The organism is Geomonas sp. (genome assembly GCF_035254065.1).
GTDB lineage: Bacteria > Desulfobacterota > Desulfuromonadia > Geobacterales > Geobacteraceae > Geomonas.
On sequence record NZ_DATFBA010000046.1, the window covers coordinates 1 to 3,251 of the forward strand.

The following is a 3,251-nucleotide window of genomic DNA, read 5'->3' on the forward strand; positions in this document are numbered from 1 at the left end:
AGAGCCACACCACCATCGGGGAGAGGCTGATCGCCGGCACCCCCTTCCCGATGCTGCAGATGGGGGCCTCCATCGCCCTCAACCACCACGAGCGCTGGGACGGCACCGGCTACCCCCACGGCAAGAAGGGGACCGAGACCCCGCTGGAGGGGAGGATCGTGATGCTGGCCGACCAGTACGACGCCCTGCGCTCGGCCAGGCCCTACAAGCCGGCCCTGGACCACTTGACCGCCTATCGCATCATCACCGAAGGCGACGGCAGGACCAAACCGGAGCATTTCGACCCCGAGGTACTCAAGGCCTTCGTCGATTCTGCCGACTTTTTCGAGGAGATCGCCGCCACCGTCTGTTAGGGGGCGGCCTGAGCAGCACTAGCCAAGGGGGGAACTGGCCATGACAACCAAAAGGATACTGCTGGTGGACGACGTCCAGCTCTTTCTCGAGCAGCAAGCGAGCTTTCTGGACCGCAAGGAGTTCGAGCTGATCTACGCCAGAAGCGGGGTGGAGGCGCTCAAGATCGCCCACGAGGCGAGGCCGGAGCTGATCCTGATGGACTTCTACCTGCCGGACATGAACGGCGACCGCTGCTGCCGCGTGATCAAGGAGTCCCTGGAACTGCGCGGCACCCCGCTGGTGATGGTAACTGCCGGGGTGGACGAGCAGGACTTCGAGAAGTCGTGGGCCGCCGGCTGCGACGACATCATCGTCAAGCCGATCAACGGGCACTACTTCAGGGCGGTGGTGAGGAAGTACCTGCCGGTCACCGAGCGCCAGGAACCGAGGTACGTGGCACGGCTGCACGTGCGCTACCGCCAGCGGGAGCAGGACCTGGTGCTGGACGACTACTCCATCAACCTCAGTACCGGGGGGCTCTTCCTGGAAACGGTCAGGGTGCTGGAGGTGGGGACCGCGCTGAAGCTCTCCTTCCAGCTCCCCGAGCGGGAACAGATGGTGGTCTGTCACGGCCGGATCGCCTGGCTCAACCACCCGGACATGATCAGGGTGCAGTCGCTCCCCCCCGGTATGGGGATCCAGTTCCTGGACCTCTCCATGGAGGGGTTGGAGGCGATCAGGGAATTCATCAAGAATGGCGCGCTGCTGCCGTACTGGTAGGGAGCGGAGCTTTGGCTTACCGATGACATGAAAAGGAGGCCCGAGATGATAGCGATGACGAGCAGGCGGCGGCCGATCGGCCAGATCTTGCAGGAGGGGGGGTTCCTCTCCCAGGCGCAGCTGGAGCTGGCCCTTGAGGAGCAAAGGCGCGGCAACGAGCGGCTGGGGGAGGTGCTGGTCAGGCTGGGGATGCTGGAGCCGGGCGAGGTGCGGGCGGCGCTCTCCATCCAGGAGCAGCTTTCCGACCTGGAGCAGGCGCTGACACTGGCCGCCGGGGTCCGCGAGATGCTGGGGTCCCTGCTGGTGCGCTGCGGGAAACTGTCGGCGGAGCAGCTGGAGCTGGCACTCGACGAACAGCGCAGAAGCGGCGGCAAGCTGGGCGAGGTCTGCCTGCGGCTGGGGCTCTTGCAGGAAGGGGAGCTGAACGGGGTGCTCGCCTTCCAGCGGCAGCAGGAGCGAGAGGGACAAGCTGCCACCCCGCTCAGGCTGGGCGAGCTTTTGGTGACCGCCGGCTACATCACCCGCCGCCAACTGGAGGACGCGCTGGGCAAACAGGCGGCCTCCGGCAAGAAGCTCGGAGAGGTGCTGGTGGAAGCGGGATACGCCAAGCCGGCCCAGATCCACCACGGCCTGCGCCTGCAGCAGCTGCTGGTGAGCTCGGCGCTGGCCGCGGTGCTCTCCCTCTCCGCCCTGACCCTGGGCGGCTGCGGCGGTGGGGGCGGCGGGCAAGCTACCCCCACCCCGCCGCTCAGCTCGACCGGGGTGAGTTCCGCCCCTGCCGCTCCGCAGCAGGCCAGCCAGGACTTCTTCACGGTGACCGACGACGGGGGCTTGGGCCTGATCAAGCCGGACTTCCTCTACTCAAGCGACAACGACCGCTTCTGGAGCATCCAGGCCAACGTCGCCAAAAGCGTCACCGACATCGACACCCTTTCCGTCTACCGGATCGTGATGCCCAAGAGCGGCGCCCCCCTCCCCCCCCTCAACCGGACCTTTTCCATCGAGGGAGGGGGTGCCCTGGAGAGGTTTCCCGGCGATTTCCTGGTCTTCAACGGGCTGAAATCGACCAGGAAGAAGGTGGAGAGCGGCACCATCACCTTCAGCGCCGACTCCTCCGCCTCGGGGAGGGTCACCGGCAGCTTCGAGGTGACCCTCACCGACTACGACGCGCCCCTTGCTCCGGCGCCGCAGTACCGGCTGAAGGGTGCCTTCCACTTCGTCATGGGGACCTACGGCCCCGTCAACCAGGGTGTCTGACGCCCGTAGAGTGCCCGCCCGGTCCGGAGGTGGACCAATGGAACCAACCAAACTGCTCGGTGAAATACTGGTGGAGAGGGGACTACTGACCCCGGTCGCGGTGGAGCGCGTGGTCGCCCTGGCAAGCCGGCTGGGAAAACGATTGGGAGTGGTACTGGAGGAGATGGGGCTCCTCACCGAGGAGGAGCTCGCCCTGGCGCTGGCCCGGCAGTACCATCTGCGCCCGGTGGCCAACTTCGCCACCGCCAGCTTCGCGCCGGAGGTGCTGGCCACGGTCGGCGCCGAGGTGGCACTGGAGAACCTGCTCTTTCCGCTCAGGCTGGAGGGAAACCGGCTGACCCTGGCCATGGCGGACCCCTCCGATACGCGCATCGTCAACAACCTGGCGGCCAACAGCGGCCTGAGGGTACTCCGCTGCGTGGCGACCGGCAAGGAGATCAAGGCCGCCATCTGCCGCCATTACCTGGGCAAGGAGTGCCAGGAGTCCGGCGGAAAAACCGTGCTGGTGGTGGAGGACGACAGGTCGGTCCGGGAGCAGCTGGAGGAGGTACTCTCCCCGCATTACCGGGTGCTCACCGCGGTGGACGGCCTGGATGCCTACAAGGAGGTCATCGCCAAGAAGCCCCAGGTGGTGCTGACCGACAAGGAGATGCCGAAGCTTTCCGGTTTCGCACTCTTGAGTGCGCTGAGATCGACGGCCGAGACCAAGCGGATACCGGCCATCCTGATCACCGGGGTCGATGGGGAGCAGGCGGAGACGGAGGCCTTCCGCAAGGGGTTCTTCGACTTCATCCACAAGCCGATCAACGAAGTGACCCTGCTCAACCGGGTCAACCGGGCCTACGAGTTCTCGCAGAACCAGAACTACCTCTTCCTGAAAT

Annotated in this window: 4 protein-coding genes; all 4 read left to right on the forward strand. The window is 65.9% G+C overall.

What is annotated here, in order from left to right:
- Positions 1-353, forward strand: a 353-nt coding sequence (locus VJ604_RS02585) for an HD-GYP domain-containing protein (protein WP_324079827.1), incomplete at its 5' end; no start/stop codon positions are given.
- 40 nt (positions 354-393) lie between these two features.
- Positions 394-1,113: a TIGR02266 family protein gene (locus tag VJ604_RS02590; RefSeq protein ID WP_324079828.1), complete on the forward strand. Its 720-nt coding sequence runs from the start codon at positions 394-396 to the stop codon at positions 1,111-1,113.
- 45 nt (positions 1,114-1,158) lie between these two features.
- Positions 1,159-2,370, forward strand: a complete 1,212-nt coding sequence (locus VJ604_RS02595) for a cyclic di-GMP-binding domain-containing protein, MshE-related (RefSeq protein ID WP_324079829.1) — start codon at positions 1,159-1,161, stop codon at positions 2,368-2,370.
- A gap of 37 nt (positions 2,371-2,407) precedes the next feature.
- On the forward strand, positions 2,408-3,251 hold an 844-nt coding region (locus VJ604_RS02600), incomplete at its 3' end, for a response regulator (protein ID WP_324079830.1).